This is a genomic window from Paracoccus sp. L-17, from assembly GCF_056857655.1.
On record NZ_JBSXNM010000028.1, the window covers coordinates 17642 to 41576 of the forward strand.

The 23935-nt window shown below is 65.2% G+C and carries 25 protein-coding genes; 5 read left to right on the top strand and 20 right to left on the bottom strand.

Translation table 11 applies throughout. The features are described 5' to 3' along the window. Complete coding sequence (locus AC13CR_RS03835; protein WP_482900334.1) at positions 1-945, bottom strand: phage tail tube protein; 945 nt, start codon at positions 943-945, stop codon at positions 1-3. Positions 946-1145: 200 nt separating this feature from the next. Between AC13CR_RS03835 and AC13CR_RS03840 the strand changes: the two genes are divergently transcribed. Continuing rightward, positions 1146-1436: a thermonuclease family protein gene (locus AC13CR_RS03840; RefSeq protein WP_482900335.1), complete on the top strand. Its 291-nt coding sequence runs from the start codon at positions 1146-1148 to the stop codon at positions 1434-1436. An 18-nt stretch (positions 1437-1454) separates the two neighbouring features. Here AC13CR_RS03840 and AC13CR_RS03845 read toward each other — a convergent pair whose 3' ends face one another. From AC13CR_RS03845 to AC13CR_RS03900, 12 genes are all read right to left on the bottom strand, one after another. Continuing rightward, positions 1455-1877 carry an acyl-CoA transferase gene (locus tag AC13CR_RS03845; RefSeq protein WP_482900336.1) on the bottom strand — a complete coding sequence of 141 codons (423 nt, stop codon included), beginning with the start codon at positions 1875-1877 and terminating at the stop codon, positions 1455-1457. Positions 1878-1959: 82 nt separating this feature from the next. Then, positions 1960-2523, bottom strand: coding sequence for a hypothetical protein (locus AC13CR_RS03850; RefSeq protein ID WP_482900337.1), 564 nt, complete (start codon positions 2521-2523; stop codon positions 1960-1962). After that, positions 2520-3143 (bottom strand): hypothetical protein, encoded by a 624-nt coding sequence (locus AC13CR_RS03855; RefSeq protein ID WP_482900338.1) that lies wholly within the window; start codon positions 3141-3143, stop codon positions 2520-2522. Before AC13CR_RS03855 ends, AC13CR_RS03850 begins: the two co-directional genes overlap by 4 nt. Before the next feature lie 101 nt (positions 3144-3244). Then, on the bottom strand, positions 3245-3862 hold the full coding sequence (locus AC13CR_RS03860) for a DUF6441 family protein (protein ID WP_482900339.1): 618 nt from the start codon (positions 3860-3862) through the stop codon (positions 3245-3247). Next, positions 3859-4173 (bottom strand): head-tail joining protein, encoded by a 315-nt coding sequence (locus AC13CR_RS03865; protein WP_036700376.1) that lies wholly within the window; start codon positions 4171-4173, stop codon positions 3859-3861. The genes AC13CR_RS03860 and AC13CR_RS03865 overlap by 4 nt, the downstream gene beginning before the upstream one ends. 18 nt (positions 4174-4191) lie before the next feature. Continuing rightward, positions 4192-5214, bottom strand: coding sequence for a major capsid protein (locus tag AC13CR_RS03870; protein WP_482900340.1), 1023 nt, complete (start codon positions 5212-5214; stop codon positions 4192-4194). A 45-nt stretch (positions 5215-5259) separates the two neighbouring features. Then, positions 5260-5640, bottom strand: coding sequence for a head decoration protein (locus AC13CR_RS03875; RefSeq protein WP_036700378.1), 381 nt, complete (start codon positions 5638-5640; stop codon positions 5260-5262). 41 nt (positions 5641-5681) lie between these two features. Further along, positions 5682-6983 carry a S49 family peptidase gene (locus AC13CR_RS03880; RefSeq protein WP_482900367.1) on the bottom strand — a complete coding sequence of 434 codons (1302 nt, stop codon included), beginning with the start codon at positions 6981-6983 and terminating at the stop codon, positions 5682-5684. Then, positions 6983-8482, bottom strand: a complete 1500-nt coding sequence (locus AC13CR_RS03885; RefSeq protein WP_482900341.1) for a phage portal protein — start codon at positions 8480-8482, stop codon at positions 6983-6985. The genes AC13CR_RS03880 and AC13CR_RS03885 overlap by 1 nt, the downstream gene beginning before the upstream one ends. A gap of 3 nt (positions 8483-8485) precedes the next feature. Beyond that, positions 8486-8701 carry a phage head-tail joining protein gene (locus tag AC13CR_RS03890; protein WP_482900342.1) on the bottom strand — a complete coding sequence of 72 codons (216 nt, stop codon included), beginning with the start codon at positions 8699-8701 and terminating at the stop codon, positions 8486-8488. Next, positions 8701-10740, bottom strand: a complete 2040-nt coding sequence (locus AC13CR_RS03895; protein ID WP_482900343.1) for a phage terminase large subunit family protein — start codon at positions 10738-10740, stop codon at positions 8701-8703. Before AC13CR_RS03895 ends, AC13CR_RS03890 begins: the two co-directional genes overlap by 1 nt. After that, positions 10688-11224, bottom strand: a complete 537-nt coding sequence (locus tag AC13CR_RS03900) for a hypothetical protein (protein ID WP_482900344.1) — start codon at positions 11222-11224, stop codon at positions 10688-10690. Before AC13CR_RS03900 ends, AC13CR_RS03895 begins: the two co-directional genes overlap by 53 nt. A gap of 128 nt (positions 11225-11352) precedes the next feature. Here AC13CR_RS03900 and AC13CR_RS03905 point away from each other — a divergent pair, with 128 nt between their 5' ends. The 4 genes from AC13CR_RS03905 to AC13CR_RS03920 are packed head-to-tail and all read left to right on the top strand — an operon-like array spanning position 11353 to position 12571. Then, positions 11353-11574: a hypothetical protein gene (locus AC13CR_RS03905; RefSeq protein WP_036700431.1), complete on the top strand. Its 222-nt coding sequence runs from the start codon at positions 11353-11355 to the stop codon at positions 11572-11574. Between the two features lie 9 nt (positions 11575-11583). Further along, entirely contained in the window at positions 11584-11811 is a 228-nt protein-coding gene (locus tag AC13CR_RS03910; RefSeq protein ID WP_482900345.1) for a hypothetical protein, read from the top strand. Beyond that, positions 11801-12025 carry a hypothetical protein gene (locus tag AC13CR_RS03915; protein ID WP_482900346.1) on the top strand — a complete coding sequence of 75 codons (225 nt, stop codon included), beginning with the start codon at positions 11801-11803 and terminating at the stop codon, positions 12023-12025. The genes AC13CR_RS03910 and AC13CR_RS03915 overlap by 11 nt, the downstream gene beginning before the upstream one ends. 12 nt (positions 12026-12037) lie before the next feature. Then, entirely contained in the window at positions 12038-12571 is a 534-nt protein-coding gene (locus AC13CR_RS03920; RefSeq protein WP_482900347.1) for a DUF3489 domain-containing protein, read from the top strand. Here AC13CR_RS03920 and AC13CR_RS03925 read toward each other — a convergent pair. From AC13CR_RS03925 to AC13CR_RS03955, 7 genes are all read right to left on the bottom strand, one after another. Further along, entirely contained in the window at positions 12564-13895 is a 1332-nt protein-coding gene (locus AC13CR_RS03925; RefSeq protein ID WP_482900348.1) for a site-specific DNA-methyltransferase, read from the bottom strand. The two genes, AC13CR_RS03920 and AC13CR_RS03925, sit on opposite strands and share 8 nt — an antisense overlap. Then, positions 13892-15151, bottom strand: coding sequence for a site-specific DNA-methyltransferase (locus AC13CR_RS03930; protein ID WP_482900349.1), 1260 nt, complete (start codon positions 15149-15151; stop codon positions 13892-13894). Before AC13CR_RS03930 ends, AC13CR_RS03925 begins: the two co-directional genes overlap by 4 nt. 494 nt (positions 15152-15645) lie before the next feature. Beyond that, the gene (locus tag AC13CR_RS03935; protein ID WP_482900350.1) at positions 15646-16572 is read right to left on the bottom strand and encodes a hypothetical protein; all 927 of its coding nucleotides are present in this window, start codon (positions 16570-16572) and stop codon (positions 15646-15648) included. Positions 16573-16696: 124 nt separating this feature from the next. Then, positions 16697-19822 (bottom strand): type I restriction endonuclease subunit R, encoded by a 3126-nt coding sequence (locus AC13CR_RS03940; RefSeq protein ID WP_482900351.1) that lies wholly within the window; start codon positions 19820-19822, stop codon positions 16697-16699. Between the two features lie 106 nt (positions 19823-19928). Continuing rightward, entirely contained in the window at positions 19929-21044 is a 1116-nt protein-coding gene (locus AC13CR_RS03945; protein WP_482900352.1) for a Fic family protein, read from the bottom strand. Further along, positions 21044-22321: a restriction endonuclease subunit S gene (locus AC13CR_RS03950; protein WP_482900353.1), complete on the bottom strand. Its 1278-nt coding sequence runs from the start codon at positions 22319-22321 to the stop codon at positions 21044-21046. The genes AC13CR_RS03945 and AC13CR_RS03950 overlap by 1 nt, the downstream gene beginning before the upstream one ends. Then, positions 22318-23871, bottom strand: a complete 1554-nt coding sequence (locus AC13CR_RS03955; RefSeq protein ID WP_482900354.1) for a class I SAM-dependent DNA methyltransferase — start codon at positions 23869-23871, stop codon at positions 22318-22320. The genes AC13CR_RS03950 and AC13CR_RS03955 overlap by 4 nt, the downstream gene beginning before the upstream one ends. Between the last annotated feature and the right edge of the window lie 64 nt (positions 23872-23935).

Consider the following 23935-nt stretch of genomic DNA (forward strand, 5'->3'; position numbering starts at 1 on the left):
TCAGTATCCTGCAATATCGTTGACAAGGGTGATGGTGCACATGCGCGCCGGGCTGGAGGCCTTCGCCGCCTGCCAGTCGAAGCTGGCCTGAATGCCCTGCGGGCCGCTGATCTCAAGGCGCGGATGCGGCAGATAAACTGCGTGGGCGGTGACGGTCAGGCTTTCGCCACTGGTCAGGGTGTATGCGAATTCCAATTCGCAGGGCCCGCCCGCGATGGCCTGGTTCATCAGCACCATGTCGGCAAAGCGCAGCTCGATCTGTCCGGTCAGCGCGGCAATCGTCGGATCCGCCCCGTCGATCATGCCGTCGCTGCGGATGGTCTCGATCCGGTCGAGATTGTTGGCATAGGTGATCTGCGCCGAGATCACGTTGCCCAGTGCCGCGCCATTGCGCGTGATGGCGCCGTTGAAATGCCCGAAGCGGATCAGGTCTAGATCGGCGGGCGTGCCGGCCTGCGAGGTGCTGGCGACGGTCTCACCCTGCGCCACAAGCTGCGCCGTAGCGGTCAGCAGCCCCGACCGCTGCATGGTCCAGCTGAGCTGGTTGACCATCACGCCGGAATACATGGCGAAGCGCGGGATCTCCGGCATGCCGGTCTCGATCGACATTGACGGCAGCGTCCAGTTGCCCGAGCGGAACTCATGCGTATATGGCCCCGGCGCAGTGCCGGTGGTGGTCGGCGCCCCGAACGCGGCCTTGAGCCAGAAGCCGAAACCCTCGGCATCGATGGGGATGGTCAGATCGCCGTCCGCGGTGATCGCGTCCTTGACCGGGGCCAGCGGATCGCGGCCATAGCCCAGCAGTTCCGAACTCAGCAGCGGCTGCTCGGCGCTGAGCGTCGAGGACGCGAAGGGCAGGCGGGTGTAGCCGCTGGCGGGCGGGGTGCCGTAGACAGTCTCGAACGCGGCCGCGAGTTGCGACCGCGCGCCTTGGGCGCGTGCCATGGGGATTCCTTCTGCTAAACTGATTTCCGCTAAGAGTCTTGATTTCGGGCTCTGCCCGAGGGCATTCCCGGCGCATGAAGTTATTTTCGTTTCTTCGGACTGCCGTGCTTGCCGTCATCCTGTCCGCTTGTGCGCCGCCACCGCCGCAACAGGCTGATGCTCCGCAGGGCCCGACAGCGATTTCCGCGACCGTCAGCAAGGTGATCGACGGCGATACCTTCGCGCTTCAGGGCGAGAGCCGCCGGATCCGGATCTGGGGCTTGGACGCGCCTGAATGGAACCGGGCGGGAGGGCCTGACGCCACCGCGACGATGCGGCAACTGGTTGCGGGCAGAAGGCTGCAATGCCAGATTCGCGGCGTGGACCGTTACGGCCGGATCGTAGCCCAGTGCTTTCTGCCGGACGGACGCGACATCGCCGCCGTGATGATCTGGGCCGGGGTGGCCAGTGAATATTGCCGCTATTCAAGGGGCTATTACCGCAGCTGCTGAAGCGAGCGGCCCCTCCCGTCAGACCAGCGGCCCAGTCGTCGTATAATAAAGCACGACGGTGATCACCGCCGCCTTCAGTGCCGCCGCGCCATCGATGGGCAGATCGACCGAGGCCGGAGCCTCCGGTTCGACCCAATCGCACAGCCCGCCCAGTGTCCGGTCGGCCGCCAGCGCCGCACCGATGGCAGCGATCAGGCTGTCGAAGGCATCGGCGCGGCCGGTGCCGGCCTGGACCACGACCTCCAGTTCGGTCCGGTGCTGGTAGTGGTAGCGCAGCGGCGAGAGCGTCACCTCCGGCTCGCCGGGCTGGCCATCGCGCAGGATGATCAGCCCCGCCGTCGGGATCCGCTCGGGCAGCACCTCGTCACGCAGGATAAGGGCGGCAACGGGCTGCAGCCGCGCGTGCAGCGCGGTGAGGACGGTTTCGCGAGCGGTGGGCATAAGTTGGCAGCCTGTTTGATGGGCGTGACCGCCCGCCATATGAAAACATTTCGCTGTGCGCTGCTATCAATGATCTGAATTGCTACGCCACGGTGGCAACTGCACCAGACAATATCCCCACAAACATATCCAGTTGGCAGACAATCTCTATCAGCGTCCCAACATCAGATTTACTGCCCGCGCCGCCCTCCATCTTTATGATGAGTTCAGCGGCTTCCGTCCCGAGCCTTACCAGCTCATTGAGGACCTGACCACTGGTCTCGATTTCATGATAGCCTTTGGCAGCCAATGCGTCCAACGCAGTTTCTGAGAGCTTGATTCCCTCGGGGACTGGAACCTTCGAAATCTGCTCTGCGCCACCGGTGTACAGATCCTTCGCATCGCGCAGATTGGCCTCGAACTCATCAAAATTGGGTTCCTGCGCAAGCCATATGGCCAGAGCATCTTGGATATGCCCGTTGGCTTTCATCAACAGCGCAGCGCCGTTCCCAAGCTCGCGCGGCAGGTCCGGCACGAGCCTGCGGACTTCCGGAGGACCCGCATCGAAGAGTTCGCGCATTGATGTTTCCTGGGCGTTCGCGGACGCGACGGTTATCGCAATCACCGCAATGCTCGCCGCAATAAAGCGCAGATTTGATCGATTCACAGGCCATCCTCCACCTTCGTCACCGTTCCGGACTGGCTTTGACCGGTCGTGGTTTGACTTGATCTGTGTGTATCACATTCCGTTCTGAGGAACTCCGGGTCCGAATTTTTGCCTTCTGGACAAAGCTCATCAAGGAGACCACCCCACATCGTATCAGAAATGACGCCTTCGTCCTTCATTTTCTTGGCAAGCCATAAGCGGATTTCCAAGACTTTCTTCTTGTCTTTTATGTCAGTCGTTGCCTCAAGGGCGTCGATAAACTGCTCCAGAGCAGCGAAACCGCTAGTCGCCTTCAGGGCCTTGCTTGCGGTGTCCGCTGCCCACCAAGCTGAGCCTGCGGCAAGGGCTGCAAAAGCGGCAGACAGCACGGGAATCTTCCAACTGTGTGCTGCAGGCCGAACTATAACGGTCAGTCCCTTGGCTACAGTTTCGAGGTGGTCGAGGCGTGGCTTGACGGCCTGGATCGTCAGGATTGCCCGTATGGCTTCAGGGTCGACTGTTTCAACGCCCTTAACCACTTCAATGTGAATGTCATTCTTTTGCGCGGTGGATCGGATCCGGTCAGCATCGAAGTCGCTGCCGAGTTCTGTCGCGACGTCTGCAAGAGGCTTCATCGCCATCACGTGGCCTTTTCCGTGCCCTATCGCCGATACCGAGCCTACACGCCACCCGTGCAATCAACTAGAAAAATGTCATCGGCGCTTCCTGTTGGCTATCTGCCTCATTTCGACCACCTCATGACGATCAGTTTTGGCAGTGCGTCTACCACCCGTTCCGCATCCCGCGCCAGATCCAGCCGCTTGCGCAGCCTGATCTGCGGGACCAGCAGGAAGATCGGCACGGTGGTCAGCCCGCGGCCGGTCTTCGAGCGTGACGCCACCGCACGGCTCTTCGTGTTCAGCCGCCCCTTGGCCACCAGCAGGCTGGGGCCGCGACGACGATAGACGAAGCGCAGGCGGAGGCCGGTGCGGCGTTCCCATTCCAGCGGCGTGATCCGGCCGCCGCGCAGGGATTTTCCGGCGGCGGGCATGGGGATCGCCAGCCACAGCCCGCCCCGGGACCGGATGAGCGGCCCGGTATCATGCGCGGAGATGATCACCGGGGCCTTTGACCAGACCAGCGCAGCAGCATTCAGGCTGGGCCTCGCCTTGGGATAGTCCTCGGAGCGGATCGTGCGGGCGAGCCGCGCGCCGAGGCCTGCGCCGCTGATCTGGCCGCGCCAGGCGGATTTCAGGCTGGTCCCGGCCTCGCGCATGGCGGTGCTGACGGCCTTCTCGCCGGCACGGACCTCGGCCCGCATCAGGGCGGCGATGTCGGTGATCTCGAGCTTCAGCTTCATGCCGGCCTCAGGTCCAGCGTCCAGATCAACCGCTCGCGGTCGCGCAACGGCTCCCCCTGAATCACATGGCTGTCCGCGCCGATGACGATCAGATCGCCGGGGCGTGGGGCCGGCAGATCGGCCACGCGGACGTCCACCATGGTGGTATCACTGACAAAGCGCCCGGCGCCAAAGTCGGTGACGCGGTCCGGGGCGCGGGTGATGATGCGGATGGTTCGCTCCTCCGACGTGCTGGCGGAGATCCAGAGGCCCGGCACCGCCATGACGGCATGGCTGAAGATGCGGTCCATGGCGTTGGCGAAGGCGGACATGACGATTTCCGCGTGGCGTCAGTTCGACGTATGCAGGCGGACGGCCAGCCGGGGGCGCTTGTTGACTGGCAGGATCGAGGCTTCGGTCATCAGGTCGATCCAGCGGCCCTTCTCGTCGAGATGCTGGCGAGCGTAGAGCGGCAGACCGATAGTATTGGCGGTTTCCAGCAGGTTCGCCGGGCCGCCATAGGTGGTGAAGGTGTCCATGGTGCCCAAGGGGAAGGCGATGCCTTCGCCTGCGGGCACCAAGCGCTCGGTGGCTTTCGTCGACAGGGTGACCGCGCCGGAATATTCCTCGAAGAGGATCCCGGCGAAGGGGAAGTTCCTGCGCATATCCTCGCGCAAGGGCTGGGCGCCCGTGGCGGCGTAGAACGTGTAGGCTTCTTCCACCTTGGCATGGCCGATCAGCTTGTCGAAGAACTCGCGGCTGACGAGGGCATGCACGCCGGTCATTGCCTCGCCGAGCAGGTTGTCCTCGATGGCGCGCAAGACCTCGCGAACCTTGGCCTGCACATTGGTGCCGGCGGTGCCCAGCAGGAAATCGACTGAGATCTGGGTCAGCCCGAATTCGGTGAAGTAGTTGTAGAGGGTCGTCCCGGCGCCGTCCTTCACGATGCCGCGCAGGGCGTTCATCTCCATGTATTCGCGGGTCTGGGCGTGCTTGCGGCGCATCAGCATCAGCTTGCGGCTCATGACGCCAACCAGCGGATCGGCCGCATCCGAGACCCCGAGCGCCGGAACTCCCTGGATATCGGCGGGCAGGATCACATCATCATGCGGGATCCATGGCAGGGCGAAGCTGCGCATGGACCGGCCCTCGCGGGTGCCGACGGTGGCGGGACCACCCAGTGGGACCGAGGGCAGCAGGCTCAGCACACCCTCATATTGCTCGATGATCACCGAGCGCTGGCTGACGCCTTCGAAGCGGAACAGCCCGAGCTGGCCGAGGCGGGTATGGAGATCGGGCAGGATATTGATGGCCTGCGTCATCTCGGCCAGCGAATAGCCGCCGGCGTCAAAAGGATTGCGGGTGATGGTCATGGGAGGACTCCGGGGATGATGGGGGAGGACTGTCGATGTGACGCGTCAGGCGCCGTCACGGGTGACGATGCCGACGGTGACCAGTTCGGCGATCTTGGCGGCAGTCTTGGTGGCGTCATCGACGCTGGCGTCGAAGACGAGGCCTGCGCGCGAGACGATGGCGGGTCCCCGGGCCACCACGATGCCGGTAGCGTCGGCCGCTGCGGCATCGGTGGCGTAAAGCAGCACCGCAGCGGCAGTCTCGGCCCCGTCCGAGCCGGTGGCGGGTGAGATTGTGTATTTGCCGCTGGCGGTGATCTGCCCCAGCACCGCGCCGGTGGGGTAGGCCGTGCCCGCGAGCAGTGTCACCACTTCGCGGCTGTAGTTCGGGTTCAGCTCGTATTTGAGGACATCGCCCATCGAGGGCGGTTGCGTCAGGACGGGCATGGTTCAGGCTCCGGAATGTCGGGGGAGGGGGTGCGCCGGGATCAGCGCGAGGCGGCGGATTTGCGGGCAGCGGCGACGATCGGGCTTTCCTTCGCCGTTACGGCCGGGGCGGTGGCGATGATGCCTGCCGCGTCGCTGCGGGCGGCCAGATCGGCCAGCACCTTCGCCCGCAGCGCCTCGGGTTTCAGACCACGGGCCACGGCATCGGCAGCGTCGATGGTCACGCCCAGCCGCGCCGCCTGGGCGCAGACCTGTGCGACCTCGGCCGCTTCGGCGCGGATGGCCTCGGGGGACACGTCCGCTGCTTCAGCTTGCGGCGCCGCGAGTGCCGGGGGCGAGGCCGGCTCCGGCGCGGTGGCGGAAACTGCCGGAGCGGTCTGCGGATCGTCATCGGTGTTGGTGGTCATGATTGGACCCTTTGCTTTTGGGGTGGAAATGCCGCTTGGCGCGGCGGCGAAGGCGCGGAAGGCGGTGACGGGATCGGCGACCTCATCGGCTAGACCGGCAAAGACTGCCGCTTCGCCGCGAAACACCGCCGCCTCGGTGCCCAGCGCGCGCAGGGTGTCGAGCCGGGTGCCGCGCCCCTCGGCGACGGTTTCCGCAAAGAGCTGGCGGAGGTCTACCAGCTCGCCCGCGATCCGGGCGCGCACCGTTTCCGGCAGCGGCTGATACGGGTTGGCGTCGATCTTGCGCGCGCCGGCATGGATCAGCGTCACTGCGACGCCCTTCTGGTCGAGCGCGCCGCTCATGTCGCTGTGCATCGCCAGCACACCGATGCTGCCGACCGAACCGGTGCGGGGCAGGATGACCCGGTCGGCCTGCGAGGCCAGCGCATAGCCGGCCGAGAGCGCGTGATCGGCGACGAAGGCATGGACTGGCTTCTGCGCCCGGGCCGCACGGATGCGGTCGGCCAGATCGAAAGCGCCCGCCACCTCGCCACCGAAGCTGTCGATATCCAGCGCGATGCCGCGAATAGAGGGATCGGCGATGGCCGCCTGCAGCTGCGCGGCGATGCCTTCATAGGAGGTGAGACCCGAGGATTTCCCGATCCAGGCGCCGCGATGCACCAGCGTGCCGGCGATCTCGATCACCGCGATGCCGTCCACCACGGCGAATGGCTGGTTCCCGTTTTGCGCCTGGCGACGGGTCAGATCATCGCCGAACAGCGAAGCTCTGGCGGGCAGGGCGGCAGCACGATCCTCTGCTGCGGCTTCCAGCCCGTCGAAGCTGATTTCGCGGCCGATGAGGCGGGGGCCAAGCCCTGCAAGGAAGGCCAGCGCCTTGGCCGGATCGACCATCAGCGGCGTGTTGAACACACGCTGGGCGATCTGGGTGTGATGCATCATGCGCCCTCCTCCGGGCGGAACTCCCGGTGCTCCTCGTCCTCGGTCTTGTTGGCTTCTTCCGACTTTTCGGCCGGTTGATCCCCCGCGCCGGTCTGGCCCGCGCCTTTTGCGGGCGATCCCGGCCGCCGGAAGTCCAGCCCCAGCTCGGTCTCGCGCTGGCGCTCGGCTGCGATTTCCCGGTCGACCTGTTCGGCGTCAAAGCCGCGCTCGGCGATGGCCTGCGTCCGGGACTTCAGGCCCGCCTCGATCTGCAGGATCTCCGCCGCGGCATCCTTGGCCGGGTCGATCCAGTCCCATTTCGTGGGGAGCCAGTCGCAGGCGAGGTAATGGCGCCGATCTTGCGCGTAGCCTGGCAGCTCGATGGCGCCCGCCAGCACCGCCATGTCCATCCAGCGCGTCCAGACCGCCCGGCAAAGCTGGTAGACCATCACCGAGTGCTGGAAGGCCGAGATGCGGCGGCGAAAGTCGATCAGCGCGATGCGGGTGTTCGAGAAATTCCCCTTCGCGGTGTCGCCGGTCAGATAGCCATAGGGCACGCCCAGCGCCGCGCCGATCTGCAAGAGCGTGCGATACTGGAAGGGTTCATAAGTGCTGCCCGAGTCCGGGGTGGCGGGCGTGGTGACATCCTCGCCCGGGTCGAGGCGCACGACCTGACCGGGCTCGACCTCCAAGTCCTCGTCGGCCGGATCGAGGGCGGTTTCCGGGGCGGGCGAGGTGATGAACATCGCGAACATCGCCGCGGTCTTCTTCCGCTCCAACTCGGCATCGTCGTAGAGATCGAGCGTGAACAGCTTCACCACCGCGGCAGCGAAGCGCGACACGCCGCGCAGCTGGCCCGCCTCGACCGGATCGAGGATGTGGATCACCTCGGAGGCGGGGACGCGCACCGTTTCCCCGGCCAGCCCCGGGTCTGTCATGTCGCCGGGGTGCCGGCGCAGGAAGTGATAGGCCACGCGGCGGCCGATACCGTCGAACTCGATGCCCTGGCGGATCGACCCCGCGCCGGGCAAGGGGCGGTTCATGTCGAGCGGCAGCATTTCCGAGGGCAGCATCTGCAACTGCACCGGTACGGTCAGGCCGTCCTCGGGGCGTCGTGTGCGAATGCGCAGGAAGACCTCGCCGGCCAGAAACACTTCCCGCGCGGCCCGGCGCTGGATCCCGTAGAAATCGGTCAGCCCCTCGGCATCGGCCTCGTCGGTCCAGGGCAGCCACAGCTTCTGCAGTTCTTCTTTCTGTCCTGCGTCCGCGATCTTCGACGAGGGCTTGATCCCGTCGCCGACGACGTGGTTGGCGAAGGCGTCGACCGCATTCGCGGCGTAGCCGTTGTTCCTGACCAGCCAGCGGGCGCGGGCGGTGATGGTCTCGCCCGAGGCGGCGATCAGCGTGTTGACATGCGCGCGGCTGGCACGGAAGCCGCGCATGCGGCGTTGCGACTGCGCGGCGTCAAACCCTCCGATGATGCCGCCAAGACGCTGGCGGAAGGCGTCGAAGACCATGGCTTACAGACCCTTCGTCGCGACCGTGCCCCAGCGGCGGCGCCGGGCCGGGGCACCGCTGACAGCTGCGATGCGGGCCTCCAGATCGCGGATCGCGGTCGCCAGTTCGGCGTCCGAGCCATAACTCACGGTCTTGCCGTCGTAGCTGACGCTGCGCAGCCCGGCGTAGCGGGCTTCCTGCAGCGCCGTCAGAAGGGCCTGCATCCGGTCCGGTTCCATCAGTCCCTCATGAATTTGGGTGTATAGGCCCGCCGTTTCCGGCGTGGTGTGGTCAGGGTTCCGGCCTTGGGCTGGGCCGGGTCGGCTGGTGCGGCGTTGGTTGCGACTGCTGCCGGCATGCGGGTTTCCACGCCCGCCTGCGCCTCGAGCCGCCGCCAGGTGGCCTCGTCCCAGCGATCGGCGCCGAGGATCCACGCCGCCGCGCGGGCATAGACCCGGCAGTCCAGCGCCTCGTTGCGTTCCCGCATCTTCTGCCATTCCTGATGGGAGTAGCCGCGCTTGTTGCGGATGGTGACCAGTTGTTCGGCCACCAGCTGCTTCAGCCATTCGCTGTCGATCCAGTCGGGCAGGTGGATGGTGCCGGGGGCGTCCAGCGCTCCCAGCGCCCGGTCTTCGTCGCTCGGCCGTTCCAGCCGCAGGTAGCGATAGGTCTCGGCCTTGAAGCTGGCGGTCGCCACCGACCAGAGCCGCGCACCGCGGCGCAGGCGTTTGCCGCCGAGGGTGGCGTCGACGAAGGTCGGGCCGGAAACAGGCGTCGCCCGATTGAAGCCTTCCAGCCCCTTCAGCGGCGCGACCTGTTCGAAACCGGCCCTGCGCGACCAGCCATAGACCGCTGCCGCCTCATAGCCGGTGTCGATGCCGAGTTTTGCCACCGTCATGAAAGCGCCATTGGCATGTTGCCAGCTTCGGCCCAACAGCGCGGTCAGCTGATCCCAGCAGGTGGGATCATCCGGGCCGCCCGGAATGACGATGTGATCGACGAGCCAGCTTTCCAGCCCCCGGCCCCAGGCCCAGATGTCGATCTCGATGCGGTCCTTCTGCACATCGACGCCGGCGGTCAGGAACAACCCCGCCATGGGCACCGTGCCGGACTTCCATTCCTCGCGCCGATCCGCCAGCCGCTGCCATTCCGGCGCCTCGCCCGACTCGACCCATGTCTCGCCCAGCAGCGTGTTGCGCGCCGCGCGCAGCATCTCCTCGGAGCCCTGCGCCGCCAGCCAGTCCCGTGCGATGTCCGCCCAGCTTTTCCAGCCGAGCGGCGAATAGAGCGCCGACAGGTGGAAGCCGATGGCCTTCGGATCGGCAGAGATTGCCGTCGCGCGCCATTCACCGCGCTCCAGCATCTGCGTCTTGTGATGCTCGGCGATGGGCCGTTCGCAGCCTTCGCAGTGATAGGCCGCCGTGTCAGGCTGCCCCTTCGCCCAGCGCAGCCGGTCGAACTGCAGCCATTGCATCGCGCCGCAATGCGGGCACGGGACGAAGTAGCGGCGCTGGTCCGATGCCTCGAACTCGCGCTCGATGCGCGATAACCCCCGGATCGTGGGCGTCGAGACCATGAAGACCTTGCGCCGATGCGCGAAGGTGGTGGTGCGGGCCTCGGCCAGCGTGACCGGATCGCCCTCCTCGTCGGCCGAGGCCGGATAGGCGTCGACCTCGTCCATGAAGACGTAACGCGCCGGCATCGAGCGCAACCCTGTCGCGGAGTTCGCCCCGGTCAGAACCAGGATGCCGCCGGGAAACTCCTTGGACAGCATCGAATTCCCGGCGTCGCGCGACCGGGCCGGGCTGACCTTTTCGCGCAAGGCCGGGCTGTCGGCGATCAACGGGTCGATCCGTCCGCGCGAGGTGCGTTTCGCCATCTCGACCGTCGGCAGCACCGCCAGCATCGGCCCCGGCGCGTGGTGGATGACAAAACCGATCCAGTTGTTGCCGGCCTCGGTCGCACCGACCTGCGCCGCCTTCATGAAGCTGATCCGCTGCGCCGGGTGGCCGGGCGAGAGCGCATCCATGATCCCGCGCAGATAGGGGGTGCGCGCCGTCCGATACCGCCCCGGCTCGGCCGAGGCGCGTGACGACAGCCAGCGATGCTGATCCGCCCATTCCGAAACGATCAGGTCCGGATCGGGGCGCATGCCGCTGCGCCAGACCCGCAGCAGATCCTCGGCACCGTCAAACCCGAGGTCGAGGCCGTCTGTCAGGTCATCGCTATCCGAGGGAGACCCTGAGATCGGCGAGGGCGTCGAGTTGCGCTCTGACATGGGTTTCCAGCACCCTCTGCAGGATCGCGGCCTCGATGATCACCGGCTTGGCCGTTTGCTTTTCCACCTCCGCAGCCACTTCGGCCGCCATCAGCGCCGCCACCCGGGCAGGCCAGGTCACCCAGACATCGCGTTCCTGCCGCGCGAGGCGGAACACCAGCGTCTCGGCGCGGGCGCGATCCACCAGCGTGCCCTTCTTCTTCTGGATCCCCAGCTGCTTTTCCTGCGCCTGGTAGACCGTCAGCGCAGTGCGGGCCTTCAGATAGGACGAACTGTCGGCCGGGCCGGAAAACGCGGTATCGCCACCGGTGCTGCGCCGCTGCTGGTCCGGATCGGTCATCTCCGCCCGACGGGCGTCCGACGCCGCCGCATTGATCGAGCCATCGTCGTACACCACCAGACGACTGGCTCTGCGCGCCTTCTGGATCGCTCCGCGCGACAGACCGGAATGGGCGGAATACTCGCGCTCGCTCATGCCTTTCATGTCGTCGCCGAAAGTCTCAACTGATTGCAAATAAACGGAAATAATTCCTGATTTCGGTTGATTACACTCCGCGCAAGAGCGATTCCAATGGTACGGAAACGATGCACTTCAACCCCCGGAGCCTCTTCATGACCATGGCCATCACCACCATCCGCCTCGATTACGCCGCCCTGCCGGCGCGCTTCGATCCCGGCCGCAAGAACGCCATCGCCGAGGCGATCGAGGCGGAACTGCGCGGGCACGGCATCAAGGCCGACGCCTCGGACGTGATCTCGCATCTCAAGATCGAACTGCCGACCGCGCAGCTGGCCGGTGCCAGCGCCGTGCTGGCCGCTCTGCAGCTCATCTGAGGCCGGCCGATGAGCACCCGCCGCGCCACCGACAACTCCGCAGCCCTCGATGCCTTCCTTGCGAAGAAGATCGAGATCGACAGCATGTTGGCCCGGTTGCAGGCCCTCAGCGCCGATCATTTCAACGCCCATCCCGACGAGATCAACTGGGGCGATGTCGGCACATTGGAGCATTACGCCAGCCTGCTGCGCCGGACCACCGACGCTGCCTTCAAGGAGGGCGAACATGCCGCTTGACCCCGCCCGGCGCCACCAGATCGAACAGGACGCCATCACCGCCGCATGGGAGGCCGAGCGCCTCGCCGCCTGCGACGAGGCCATCGCCCTGCTGCGCGAGGTCGCCGATCTGGAATGCGACGACGATGGCGACGTGATCATCGGGACCGATGCCAACGGAAACAACGATCTGCTGTCGCGCATCACCACCTTCCTTGCCGCGCACGATCAGTAACAGGAACCCGTTATGATGAAACTCACCGAAACCCAGACCATCATCCTCAGCGCCGGGGCCCAGCGCCCTGACAACATCGCCCTGCCGCTGCCCAAGGGGCTGGCCGGGGCGGCGGCGAAGATGGCCGTCACGAGGATGATCGGCCACGGCTGGCTGCAGGAGGTCGATGCCAACCTCCGGCGCGGCGAGCCACTCTGGCGCGAAACCGGCGATGGCCATGGCACCACGCTGGTGGTCACCGACGCGGGCCTGCTGGCCATCGAGATCGAGCCGGCGGTGGTCGAGGCGATGGCCGCCATCCGGGAGGATCCCGCCAACCCGCCCGTACCGAAACAGCCGACGCAGCGTGCCGGGACAAAACAGGCGATGCTGATCGCGATGCTGAAACGCCCCGAAGGGGCCTCCATCGCCGAGATTGTCGCGGCCACGGGCTGGTTGGGTCACACTTCACGTGGGGTGATCTCGGGCGTCTTGAAGAAACGGCTCGGGTTGGCGGTGACCTCCATCAAGGAGGAGAGCAGAGGGCAGGTGTACCGGCTCAACTGACGTCAAGAACTGCGGCCTTCCTACCCGTCGCCATCTCCCAGCGCCGCACGGCGACGTCGCAATAGGCCGGGTCCAGTTCCATCGCGCAGCAACGCCGCCCAGCGCGTTCGGCGGCTATGATCTGGGTGCCCGAGCCGCAGAACGGCTCGAAAATCAGATCGCCCGGATCGCTGAAGGCCCCGAGCACTGCCTCGACCAGCGCCACCGGGAACACTGCCGGGTGCGATCCGGCCGCGCCCAAGCCGCCCTTGTGGCGCATGATGCGAAATACGGAGTCGGGGATACGATGGCTCTGGATCGCATTGCCGGCCCCTCGCTTGGCGTGGACTGTGCCGTCGGCGCCGCGCAGCCCGCCGCCGCCGAGGACCTCGCCTGCATGCTTCGACGGGACGGTCTTGTGCGGTTTGCGCGGCGCGCGGTTGAAATGGAAGATGAACTCGTGCGAGGGCGCGAGGCGGCCGTTCCAGTCGCCCGGCAAGCCCGGCCCCTGATCCCAAACATACCAGCCGAACCGCCGCCAGCCCTGCGCGCGCATCCAGTCGACCCAGCCCTCCCAATAGGGCTGCCATTCGCTGTCCCGGTGCACGAGGCCGAGATTGACCAGAAGCTGGGCATCTGCGGTGACCGGCGCTGCGGCAAAGACGCCCTGCATCAGCGCATCCCATTCGCCGACCTTCTCCTTCGCGGCGCCATAGTCGCGCTGTTGGGCATAGGGCGGCGAGGTGAACATCAACGTGGCCTCGGCCCCGTCCATCAGCCGCGCCACCGCTGCGGGATCGGTGGCATCGCCGCAGCACAGGCGATGCGCGCCCAGCGCCCAGATGTCGCCCGGCCGGGTGATCGGCTCAGTGGTGGCCTCGGGGATGGCATCTGCCGCGTTGTCATCGATGGGCGCGTGGTCATCGGCATCGTGAAGCAGGGCGTCCAACTCGTCCTCGGGGATGCCGATCAGCCCGAGGTCGAAATCCTCGGCCATCAGCCCCCGCAGTTCCTCGAGCAGCAGCGCCTCGTCCCAGCCGCCCAATTCGGTCAGCTTGTTGTCGGCGATCCGGTACGCGCGGCGCTGCGCCTCGGTCAGGTGGCCCAGCACGATGACCGGGGCCTCGGCCAGCCCGAGCTGGGCGGCGGCCAGGACGCGGCCATGACCCGCGATCAGCTCGCCATCGGCGGCGACGAGGCAGGGCACGGTCCAGCCGAACTCGGCCATGCTGGCGGCGATCCTCGCGACCTGGTCGGCATCATGGGTCTTGGCGTTGCGGGCATAGGGTTTTAGCCGGCCGAGGGGCCAGTGCTCGATCCGGCCGGGCAGGAGGGGTGCGTTCATGCCGCGAGCCGCTTTGCCTTGAGGGCGGCGAAGGACTCGCCGGTCCCGGCCAGCACGGCGTCCTCGCCGGTGAAGGACTGCCAGCGCTCGATGGCGACATCAAGATAGGCGGGGTTCAACTCGATCCCGAAGCAGACCCGGCCCGTGGTTTCCGCCGCGATCAGGGTGGTGCCAGATCCCATGAAGGGTTCATAGACCGCCTGACGGGGGCTGGAATTGTTCAGGATCGGGCGGCGCATGCATTCCACCGGCTTCTGCGTGCCGTGAACCGTGTCGGCATCCTGGTCCTTGCCGGAAATCTGCCACAGCGTCGTCTGCTTGCGGTCGCCCGCCCAGTGGCCCTTGCCCTTGGCCCGCACCGCATACCAGCAGGGTTCGTGCTGCCAGTGGTAATCGCCGCGGCTGAGGACCAGCCGGTCCTTGGCCCAGATGATCTGCGACCTGATGGCGAAACCGGCAGCGGTCAGGCTGTCGGCCACGGTCCCGGCATGCAGCGCACCGTGCCAGACATAGGCAACATCGCCGGGGAACAGCGCCCATGCCTCGCGCCAATCGGCGCGGTCGTCGTTCAGCACCTTGCCGGTGCGGCGGGTCTTGGCCGCGCCCGCCTGGTTGCGCCAGGACGGGTCATATTCCACGCCATAGGGCGGATCGGTCACCATCAGCAGCGGCTTCACATCGCCCAGCAGCCGCCCGACCACATCGGCGGAGGTGCTGTCGCCGCAGATCAGCCGGTGCGATCCGAGCTGCCACAGGTCGCCCGCGACAGATACCGGCGTGACCGGTGGCTCGGGAATGTCGTCCTCGCCCTCGACCGCCCCGCCTTCCACCTGATCCGGATCGCGCAGCAGGGCGTCCAGATCCTCGTCGGTGATCCCCAGCAGCGTCGGGTCGAAATCCTCGGCCAGCAGCCCCGCGATCTCGTCGCGCAGCAGGGCCTCGTCCCATTCGCCGAGCTCGGTCAGCTTGTTGTCTGCGATGCGGTACGCCCGACGCTCAGCCTCGTCGAGATGGCCGAGCCGGATCACCGGCGCCTCGGTCAACCCCAGCATGGTTGCCGCCAGCACCCGGCCATGCCCGGCGATCAACTCGCCATCGTCCGCGACCATGCAGGGCACCGTCCAGCCGAACTTCGCCATGCTGGCGGCGATCTTCGCCACCTGGTCGGTGCCGTGGATCTTGGCATTGCGGGCATAGGGCCGCAGCCGGTCGAGAGGCCAAGTCTCGATCTGGCTCGGCGTGAACACCAGGTCCATGGGGTGGGTCTCGTCTGGGGCAGGGCGGACATGCCGACGCGCGCGACCCGGGAAGGCAGCGTCAGAATCGGGATCCGCGATGTGGTGAAAAAACGAAAGCGCCCGCGAGGGGCTTCCTCCGGGCGCTATTCTTCGATGCTCAAGGGGTAAGTCAAGGAGGGCAGCTTTGTCAATCGGAAATCCATGCGTGGATTCAACAGCTTCCCGGCAGGTGGCTTCCGCTGGCTGGCTTCCGGCGTGGTGACTTCCACAAACTGGATTCCCTAGATTCCGCAAAAGAATCCAGCACGCCAAGGTCGCGATTCGGCAAGCCTTTGATAATGATTCGTTTTCCCCAAGGTCGCGCGGCAGGTGGCTTCCGCCTGGATTCCCCGGTGAGAATCCATGTCGCTAGCGAAATGCCGCGCTGCGCCCCCCCGCATACGTTCGGCGCCGGGGAGGAACCAGAGGAAGGGGGCCAACAGCCCAAACTCGACCGATGCCGTGCAGAGAGGTCAGAACGGAATCTCGTCCGGTAATGTGTTGAGCTTTGGCAGGGCGTTCGCTGGCAGAGGAATGTTGTAGGTCACGTAAAGGTTCAGGATGTCTTCACGGTCCATGAACATTATCTGGCTGCGCTTGGACGCGTCGAGCTTTCCGCCAAGCCAATTGCGTGCTTGCTTAGTTATGACACCGCCAGCGACGATAAAGGCATGGTCGACGAGGGCCTTTTTACTCGTTTCTGGATCGAATATTTCATGTCCCAGCATCATCAATACCTGCTGATAAATCTCAGCGATGTTGGCATTCGATCCCTTTGTCATCCCGGCAGCGTCAAGCTTTCCCTTCTTTGCCTGAATGCCAAAGTATAGGACGTGCTGGGTGGGCAGGACGAAGCGCATCCAGACGTCCTTGCCATATTCGAGGGCCTTGTCTGCGTGCCCAGCAGCCGTGACGCGGTGAAAGCCAAGCTGCCTAAACAAGGGCAGCAGGATTTCCTCGATCAACTCATCCTCGCTGCATATGTCTAGATATGCGTTCAGCTGCCTCTTACGCTCTGTTTCCTTGGGGGTTAAAGGGCGATGGGGGTTGGTCGCCGTTGACACTGTCTTGCTGCCTATGTGGCGAACCTGCAGCGTCTGCTCTTCATCATAGTAGGCCTCATAGCCTTCCCTGGTTAGCGGCTCATTCAGCAAAGACAAGGCTTTGCTGCGATCAAGGTCGCCGTCTTCCGCTTCTCGCGGATCCATCAGCGTCCGCAGCAAAACGACAAAACGCGTTGGTAGCTGAAAGGCGGCGGGCTGTGGGTCTTCCAAAAGCTCTTCGAGGCGCTGTGAAGTCCAGACAGCGCGTGTGCTGCCATCGTGAACGAAATCGAGATCGCACTCTTCAAAGAAACTTTGTGATGAAAAAGCTGGACCGGCGAGGAAAATGCTCTGCATCCCCAATGACCATTTCGGCAATGGCACGAAAGTTGCGCGGCTTGAACTTCATACAGCTAATCCTCTCAGTTCTTCAGCAGTTGCACCGAAGGACCGATTTTCTCCCATCTCATTATAAACGCCATCAACTCGTGATCTCTGCCAGCATAGCTTCCGCCTGTGCCAAAACGCCCTGAACGGCCGCGTCCTCCAGATCCGGCGGGTAGCCGAATCGCCGCAGGATCCGCTTGACGAACACCCGCAGGCGCGCACGCGCACTGTCGCGATGCGCCCAGTCGATGCTGACATTGGCCTTGAGGCCCTTCAGGAGTTCATGCGCGATGATTTTCAGCTGGTCATTACCGAGGATGTCGACGGCGCTCTGGTTGTCGGCCAGCGCGTCGTAGAAGGCGATTTCCTCTGGCGTCAGGCCGGTTTCCTCGCCGCGGTTCCGGGCCTCGCGAACCTCCTTGGCCAGCGCGATCAGTTCCTGCAGCACCTCGACGGTGCTGATGGCGTTGGTGTGATAGCGCGCGATGGCCTCTTCCAGCCGTTCCGAGAATTTCCGGGTTTCGATCACGTTTGAGCGGCTGCGCGATCTGATCTCGTCACTCAGCAGCTTGCGCAGAGCCTCAAGTGCGAGGTTCTTCTTCTCCATCTGCCCGACCTCGGCCAGGAACTCGTCGGACAGGATGGAAATGTCGGGCGATGACAACCCGGCCGCCGACAGGATATCGACGATTTCGGTCGAGGCGACAGCCCCGTTCACGATCTGGCGGATCGCCAGGTCGCGGTCGGCGGCCGAGCGGCCGGATGTATCGGCGGCCTTGACCATGGCGGCACGCACGGTCTGGAAGAAGCCAACCTCGTCGCGGACCTCGCGCGCCTCATCGCTGGCCGAACTGAGGGCGAAGGCCTTGGACAGCGCCAGCACCGCATCCTGATAACGTCGATGCGCGGCTTTTTTGGCCTCCTTGTCGGTTTCGCGCTGCGCCGCCTCGTCCTGCCTGGCGAGAATCCAGTCCAATGCCGCGGCCAGCGCGACGAGGCGCTGCTGCGGCGTGCCGGTCAGCCCCTCGGAATAGTCGAGGCCGTGGAACATCGCGCGCACGATGTCCAGCCGCTCCAGCAGCGCGGCCACGGCTTCGGCCTCGTCGATCCCGGCCTGCTCCTGGTCCGACTTGGAATACTGGCCCAGCGCCGACTTCAGGTTCTGGGCAATGCCGATGTAATCGACGATCAGCCCGGCCGGCTTGTCGCGGAATACCCGGTTTACCCGGGCGATGGCTTGCATCAACCCGTGGCCGCGCATCGGCTTGTCGATATACATCGTGTGCATCGATGGCGCATCGAAGCCGGTCAGCCACATGTCGCGCACGATCACCAGCTTGAGCGGGTCTTTCGGATCCTTCGCCCGCTTGGCCAGCAGGTCGCGCCTTGCCTTGCCGCCGATATGGGGCTGCCAGGCCTCGGGGTCGGCGGCCGAACCGGTCATCACGATCTTGACGACGCCCCCGGCGTCATCATCGGAATGCCAGTCCGGGCGCAGCGCCACGATCCGGTCATAGAGATCGACGCAGATGCGGCGGCTCATGCAGACCACCATCGCCTTGCCGTCCATCGCCTGCACACGGGCTTCGAAATGGGCGACCAGATCCTCGGCCACCATGCGCAGCCGCTTCTCGGATCCCACCAACGCCTCGACCGTGGACCATTTGCGCTTCAGCCGCTCCTGCTCGCTGACGGCCTCGCCCTCGGTCAGCTCCTCGATCTCGGCATCCACTTTCGGCTTTTCCGCCTCGGGCAGTTCGATCCGTGCCAGACGGGATTCGTAGTAGATCGGCACTGTGGCCCCGTCCTCGACCGCGCGGCTGATGTCGTAGACGTCGATGTAATGGCCAAAAACCGCCGGTGTGTTCACATCGTCCGCCTCGATCGGCGTGCCGGTGAAGCCGATGAAGGAGGCGTTGGGTAAGGCATCGCGCAGGTGCTTGGCGAAGCCATAGGCGATCTCGCCGGTCTTCTCGATGCGGGCCTTGAAACCATATTGGCTGCGATGCGCCTCATCGGCGATGACCACCACATTACGGCGATCGGTCAGCAGCGGATAGGCTGCGCCCTTTTCGGGGGCGAATTTCTGGATGGTGGTAAAGATCACCCCGCCCGAGGCCCGCGACAGCGCCGCCATCAGATCCTCGCGACTCTCCGCCTGCACGGGCGTCTGGCGGATCAGGTCGCGGCACATCGAGAAGGTGGCGAACAGCTGGTCGTCCAGATCGTTGCGATCAGTGATGACGACGATGGTCGGGTTTTCCATTGCCTGTTCGCGCACCAGCTGCCCGGCATAGAAAGCCATCAGCAGGCTTTTGCCCGAGCCCTGCGTGTGCCAGATCACCCCGGCCTTGCGGTCGCCCTGCGCCCGGCTGGCCTCAACTGTGCTGGCCACTGCTCGCCGCACGGCGTGGAACTGGTGATAGCCGGCGATGATCTTGGCGATACCGCCGCCGGTATCACCAAAGACGGTGAAATCGCGCATCAGCGACAGCAGGCGCGAGCGTTCGAACACGCCTTCGATCAGCACCGACATCTCGGGCGCGCCCTTCGGGGCGACATCCGCGCCGTCGGTGGTGCGCCATGGCATGAAGCGTTCCTGATCGGCGCTCAGCGAACCGATGCGCGCCGCGATACCGTCTGTCGTCACCAGCACTGCATTGGTGCGGAACAGCGACGGGATCTGCGCCTTGTAGGTCTGCAACTGGTTGAAGGCCGCGCTGAGCGTCGCGGCCTCGGCCCCGGGCTTCTTCACCTCGATCACCGCCACCGGCAGACCGTTGAGGAACACCACCACGTCCGGGCGGCGGTTGTGGCCATTCTCGGTCACCGTGAACTGGGTGATCGCCAGCCAGTCGTTCTGCTGGTCCCCCGCATCCACCAGCCGCACGGCATCACCGCGGATCGTGCCATCCTCGGCGCGGTATTCCACCGGCATGCCCTCGACCATGGCGCGGTGCAGCCGGCGGTTTTCCTCGATCAGCGAGGGGTGGCCGGTCGAGATCAGCCGGCGCAGCGCATCCTCGCGGGCGTCCTCGGGGATCTGCGGGTTCAGCCGGGCGATGGCGGCGCGCAGCCGGCTGGCAAGGATCGTGTCGGAATAGGCCTCGCGTTCCGGCGCAGGGCCATCGGGGCCGGAAACGGCATCGTTGAGGCAGGCATAGCCCAGCGCCCGCAACTGATCGAGCAGGACGGTTTCAACTTCGGCCTCGGTCAGCATCGGCGCCCCCTCGGTTTGTCGCTCACTTCTGCGACACAAAGGCGGTTGCCTATCACTTTCGCGCCGATAGTGACACACAACCCGGTTTGATGCGCATAAGTGATCGTCAAAACGCGTCCCGCCCCTCGCAGATGTTCAGCAGCTCGGGGAAGGCCAGCACGGCAGGCCGCCGGCCACTTGCCGGCCTGATCTCGCGCAAAAGACCGTTGTCGCGCACCAGTTGCAGGATGCGCCGGGCGGTCGGGCCGGGAATATCGGCCTGCGCCACGAAGTCGGACGCCACGAAGATCGGGCGGCTGAAGAACCAGTCCAGTGCCCGCACCCCGTATTGCGACCGGGTGGCCTCGACCATCCAGTCCTTGCGCGCGGTGTAAAGCGCGTGGATCGCCTGCGCCTTGGCCTGGTTGGTGCTCGCCTGCTCGATGATCGCGCGCAGGAAGAAGCCGCACCAGCCGGTCCAGTCGCCATCCCGCGACACCGCCAGCAGGCGGTCGTAATATTCGTCGCGGTGGCTTTCGAGATATTCCGACAGATAGAAATTCGGCGCCGTCAGCAGGCCCTTGGATTTCAGGAACAGCGGGACGATCAGCCGCCCCAGCCGCCCGTTGCCGTCCAGAAACGGGTGGATCGCCTCGAACTCGGCATGCAGCACGGCAAGCTGGATCAGCGCATCGGGGGCCGGGTCGTGGATATAGCGTTCCCAGGTGTCCATCGCGGCGGGCAGCGCATCGGCCGGGCAGGGGACAAAACGCGCCTGTTCGATGGGGCTGCCCTCGGGGCCGATCCAGTTCGGGATGCGGCGATACTCGCCCGGTGCCTTGCCCTTGCCGCGCACGCCCTGCATCAGCCGCGCATGGGTCAACCGGATCAGGCGCTGCGACAGCGGCAATTCCTCCAGCAGGCGCGAGGCCTCTGCCAGCGCGGCGCGATAGTTCAGCACCTCGTGGATATCGGCCTTTTTCGGCGTGCTTTCGTCCCCCGGTTCGCCCTCGGCCTCATATTCCAGCACCTCGCCGATGGTGGCCTGGGTGCCCTCGATCCGGCTGGACAGCACGGCTTCCTGCGTGGTCAGCGGCGAGAGCAGCACATTCGGGTTGGGGATGCCGTGCAGCACGCCCTCGTATCGCGCGACGGCGGCATTGGCCGGACCGATCAGCGGCAGAAGCTGCGGCCAGTCGAGCGCGCCGGGCGGGAACTGCCCCTGATGATAGGCAACCGCCATCACGCCACCTCGCTTGCGATCTGTTCCGCCTCGGCCAGCCGCAATTCCCCCGACATCAGCCGCGGCAAGAGCAGGTCGCGGGTCCGGGCGAGGGTGCGGGATTCGCGTTTGCTCGCCTCGATCATGTCCAAATGCGCGCTCGCGATCTTATCGAACGCCCCAAGAATGGGGCCGTCAGGAATGACGGTTTCAGTCGCGGCGACAGCATCCGGGCGCACGGCGGGATACGCGCCGCCATCGGCCAGATGAGCCAGTCGTTCGATGTTTTCCGGCGAGGTTGCCGCACACCAGACAAAACCCCGGTCGCGCGGATTGTTCGGGCGCATCACGGCAAAGCCGGTGCTGCCGGTTAACCCGTCCTCGCCAACATGCGTGAACGAGCCATTGCCGGGGCGCACCGTGCCAACGATGGTGTCGCCGGGCCGCAGGATACGCCGGGCGCGGCTTGGGGCGTCGGCCCAGTCGTATTCCTCGATCTTGTCGATACTGCCCCATTTGGTGTTGGCAAGATCAACATACCGGACCAAGGCAGGTGCCCGCTTGGCCGACCAGCTTTCTGGGTTGAGTGTCGCGACGTCGCCAAGCGTTCCGGCCTCCCACCCCTCGGGCTTGCCGTCCGCGTCCAGCCGGTCGGGGAAGAGGGACCAGAGATCGGGCGAGAGGTAAGGCGCGAGTCCTGCCGCCTTGGCGCGGGTGGGGCCGAAATCCACGAACCAGTCGCGAAACAGCGCCCGCGCCATGGATTCGAGCGTGGCGTTCATCCTCCGGTTCAACTCGATCTTGTCATCCAACGCCCCGAGGGTGGCGGCAATGGCACGTTGTTCGGGGAGAGGAGGGAGATCAATCTTCATCCGCCCAAATGCCGACTTGTTTAGGATCGGCTGGGCGGAACCACTTGCTGAGCCTCGGATTTCGTCCTTCCGGGCGCTAAGATTGTAGTAGATGAACAAGGGGTCATTGTCGCTGCTTGCTATTATGCTGTTGATCTGTTGGTTGGTCACGCACCGGTGCGCTGCTATTGCAGCCTTCCCCATGTCAGAACCGATGCATGAGACCATCACGGCCCGCGCAGGAATGATCGAGTTTTTTACTTTGGATGCGCCAGCGTCGGAAAGATAGCGCGCCACTTCATCGATGATCCGCTGCCCCTGCATGTCGCTTGGCGAAACGAAAGGAATGCTTCCTCCGTAGTTCTCCGGCTCAGAGGTGGCCGGAGTTTTCCCAGTTACAATCTTGCCCAACTGGTCAAGTGTCGCAAGCTGCCACCCCTCCCTCACACGCCTACTCCCGCCAGCCGCGCACGGATGGTCGCCGTCAGCTCCTCGGCCTCGGCGAACTGAGCTTCCAATTGCTCCTGCAAGGCGCTGAACCGCTCGGCAAAGGGCGTCTCGTCCTCCTCTGCCGCCTCGGCGCCGACATAGCGGCCCGGGGTCAGGACGTGGCCGTGGGCGCGGATTTCCTCGATGCCGGCGGATTTGCAGAAACCCGGCACGTCCTCGTAATCCTCGCCCAGCCGCCAGGCGTGGTAGGTATCGGCAATGCGGGCGATGTCGGCATCGGAAAACTCGCGCCGGGTGCGGTCCACCATGAAGCCCAGCTTGCGGGCGTCGATGAACAGCACCTCGCCGCGCCGGTCGCGCAGGGTCTTGTCCCGCGCGATGCCGTTCGACTTGTCCCGCGCCAGAAACCACAGGCAGGCCGGGATCTGGGTGGAGTAGAACAGCTGCCCCGGCAGGGCGATCATGCAATCCACCACGCCATCGTTTCCATTGGGGCCCTCGATCATGGCCTTCCTGATCTCGCCCTCACCCGACTGGTTGGAGGACATCGAGCCATTGGCCAGCACCACCCCCGCCGTGCCGGTGGGCGACAGGTGGTGCAGGATATGTTGCAGCCAGGCGAAGTTGGCGTTGCCCGCCGGCGGAATGCCGTATTTCCAGCGCGCATCCTCGCGCAGCCGCTCGCCGCCCCAGTCCGAGATGTTGAAGGGCGGGTTCGCCAGGATCACATCGGCGCGCAGGTCGGGCAGTTCGTCCTTGTGAAAGCTGCCCTCGCTGTTCCAGCGGATATCGGCGTCGATGCCGCGCACGGCAAGGTTCATCTTGCACAGCCGCCAGGTGGTATAGTTGCTTTCCTGCCCGTAGATGGCGATATCGCCCAGACGGCCGCCGTGAGCCTCGACGAACTTTTCGGACTGCACGAACATGCCTCCCGAACCGCAGCAGGGGTCGTAGACGCGGCCCCGATAGGGTTCCAGCATCTCGACCATGGTGCGCACGACGCTGCGCGGGGTATAGAATTCGCCGCCGCGCTTGCCCTCGCTGCCGGCGAACTGGCCGAGGAAGTATTCATAGACCCGGCCCAGCAGGTCGCGGGCGCGGTCCTTGCCCTGCCCGAGCGCGATGCCCGAGATCAGGTCGATCAACTCGCCCAGCATGACGGCGCTGAGCGCGGGGCGGCCGTAATCCTTGGGCAGGACGCCCTTGAGGCTGGGGTTGAGCTTTTCGATGGAGATCATCGCCTCGTCGATCAGCTTGCCGATGTTGGGTTGTTTTGCATTGGCCTGAAGATGCGACCAGCGGGCATCAGGGGGCACCCAGAAGATGTTTTCGGCCAGGTATTCGTCGGGATCCTCGGCGCCTTCGGGGTATTCGGTCAGAAGTTCGGCGTGCTTGGCCTCGAACCCGTCCGAGATGTGCTTGAGAAAGATCAGGCCAAGGGCGACGTGCTTGTAATCGCTGGGCTCCATATTGCCGCGCAGCTTGTCGGCGGTCTTGAACAGGCTGGATTCAATGCCGAGGTCAGAGCCGTTGTCGTTCGATGCCATTGAAATATCTGTCCCTCGGAAAGTCTTTTCAGAACCGTATTGCAGCTGATCGGCGAAATCCAGC

Excerpts from the sequence above, each read along its gene's own strand:
- AC13CR_RS03875 (WP_036700378.1), bottom strand. The coding sequence starts at position 5,640 with ATGCCCGTCCTGACGCAACCGCCCTCGATGGGCGATGTCCTCAAATAC.
- AC13CR_RS03835 (WP_482900334.1), bottom strand. The coding sequence starts at position 945 with ATGGCACGCGCCCAAGGCGCGCGGTCGCAACTCGCGGCCGCGTTCGAG.
- AC13CR_RS03855 (WP_482900338.1), bottom strand. The coding sequence starts at position 3,143 with ATGGCGATGAAGCCTCTTGCAGACGTCGCGACAGAACTCGGCAGCGAC.
- AC13CR_RS03865 (WP_036700376.1), bottom strand. The coding sequence starts at position 4,173 with ATGTCCGCCTTCGCCAACGCCATGGACCGCATCTTCAGCCATGCCGTC.
- AC13CR_RS03890 (WP_482900342.1), bottom strand. The coding sequence starts at position 8,701 with ATGGAACCGGACCGGATGCAGGCCCTTCTGACGGCGCTGCAGGAAGCC.
- AC13CR_RS03880 (WP_482900367.1), bottom strand. The coding sequence starts at position 6,983 with ATGCATCACACCCAGATCGCCCAGCGTGTGTTCAACACGCCGCTGATG.
- AC13CR_RS03935 (WP_482900350.1), bottom strand. The coding sequence starts at position 16,572 with ATGCAGAGCATTTTCCTCGCCGGTCCAGCTTTTTCATCACAAAGTTTC.
- AC13CR_RS03905 (WP_036700431.1), top strand. The coding sequence starts at position 11,353 with ATGACCATGGCCATCACCACCATCCGCCTCGATTACGCCGCCCTGCCG.
- AC13CR_RS03915 (WP_482900346.1), top strand. The coding sequence starts at position 11,801 with ATGCCGCTTGACCCCGCCCGGCGCCACCAGATCGAACAGGACGCCATC.
- AC13CR_RS03945 (WP_482900352.1), bottom strand. The coding sequence starts at position 21,044 with ATGGCGGTTGCCTATCATCAGGGGCAGTTCCCGCCCGGCGCGCTCGAC.
- AC13CR_RS03870 (WP_482900340.1), bottom strand. The coding sequence starts at position 5,214 with ATGACCATCACCCGCAATCCTTTTGACGCCGGCGGCTATTCGCTGGCC.
- AC13CR_RS03860 (WP_482900339.1), bottom strand. The coding sequence starts at position 3,862 with ATGAAGCTGAAGCTCGAGATCACCGACATCGCCGCCCTGATGCGGGCC.
- AC13CR_RS03885 (WP_482900341.1), bottom strand. The coding sequence starts at position 8,482 with ATGGTCTTCGACGCCTTCCGCCAGCGTCTTGGCGGCATCATCGGAGGG.
- AC13CR_RS03920 (WP_482900347.1), top strand. The coding sequence starts at position 12,038 with ATGATGAAACTCACCGAAACCCAGACCATCATCCTCAGCGCCGGGGCC.
- AC13CR_RS03895 (WP_482900343.1), bottom strand. The coding sequence starts at position 10,740 with ATGTCAGAGCGCAACTCGACGCCCTCGCCGATCTCAGGGTCTCCCTCG.
- AC13CR_RS03930 (WP_482900349.1), bottom strand. The coding sequence starts at position 15,151 with ATGGACCTGGTGTTCACGCCGAGCCAGATCGAGACTTGGCCTCTCGAC.
- AC13CR_RS03845 (WP_482900336.1), bottom strand. The coding sequence starts at position 1,877 with ATGCCCACCGCTCGCGAAACCGTCCTCACCGCGCTGCACGCGCGGCTG.
- AC13CR_RS03900 (WP_482900344.1), bottom strand. The coding sequence starts at position 11,224 with ATGAAAGGCATGAGCGAGCGCGAGTATTCCGCCCATTCCGGTCTGTCG.
- AC13CR_RS03925 (WP_482900348.1), bottom strand. The coding sequence starts at position 13,895 with ATGAACGCACCCCTCCTGCCCGGCCGGATCGAGCACTGGCCCCTCGGC.
- AC13CR_RS03955 (WP_482900354.1), bottom strand. The coding sequence starts at position 23,871 with ATGGCATCGAACGACAACGGCTCTGACCTCGGCATTGAATCCAGCCTG.
- AC13CR_RS03940 (WP_482900351.1), bottom strand. The coding sequence starts at position 19,822 with ATGCTGACCGAGGCCGAAGTTGAAACCGTCCTGCTCGATCAGTTGCGG.
- AC13CR_RS03910 (WP_482900345.1), top strand. The coding sequence starts at position 11,584 with ATGAGCACCCGCCGCGCCACCGACAACTCCGCAGCCCTCGATGCCTTC.